We start from the raw sequence: 555 nt of genomic DNA, 5'->3' as shown, positions 1-555 counted from the left end.
CCGGCCTGGCCGCCAGCAACGGCGAGGCCAGGCGCCTGATCCGCGGCGGCGGCGCGCGCATCAACGACGCGACCGTGCAGGACGAAGGCCAGATGGTCGGCACCGCCGACCTGATGGACGGCGCCATCAAACTGTCCTCCGGGCGCAAGCACCACATCCTGGTACGCCCCGCCTGAAAGCCTGCCCGGGACTGCACGCTGGCGGTGGTCCAACGCGCGTTTTCTGCGCTACGATGCTCATGGCCATCAAGGCCACTCCGCTTCGGTGCTCGAAAACACACGCCGGGCGCGGCCCTGCGGGCCGCTCCCACGCACCAGCGCACAGTCCCGGACAGGCTTTCGCCCGAACCTGCCAAACGGCGGCCGCCGTTCAGGACATCACCGCATCCATCTCCACCCATACCGCCCCGTCCCGCACCCGGCAGGCGAATCGCGGCACGCGGCAATCCGGGTTCGCCACTCCGTCCGGGCCGACATGGCGACCGTCCGCGTCGAACGCCCACAGATGGAACGGACAGACCAGGCGCCCGGCCTCGACATGCCCCGCCGACAGGCG

The 555-nt window shown here is 70.8% G+C and carries 1 protein-coding gene and 1 pseudogene; one reads left to right on the top strand and one right to left on the bottom strand.

Annotated features, from left to right (window positions below; translation table 11 throughout):
• Window positions 1-176: pseudogene (locus HUK84_RS23455) on the top strand (tyrosine--tRNA ligase); the annotation flags it as partial.
• Between the two features lie 193 nt (window positions 177-369).
• Here the strand turns inward: HUK84_RS23455 and HUK84_RS22375 are convergent.
• A partial coding sequence (locus HUK84_RS22375; protein WP_176642068.1) for a Rieske 2Fe-2S domain-containing protein occupies window positions 370-555 on the bottom strand: 186 nt, incomplete at its 5' end.

Source organism: Nguyenibacter vanlangensis (assembly GCF_013376155.1).
In the GTDB taxonomy this organism is placed as follows: domain Bacteria; phylum Pseudomonadota; class Alphaproteobacteria; order Acetobacterales; family Acetobacteraceae; genus Gluconacetobacter; species Gluconacetobacter vanlangensis.
Note: the sequence above shows the minus strand (reverse complement) of the source record. Positions and strands in the feature narration are given on the sequence as shown.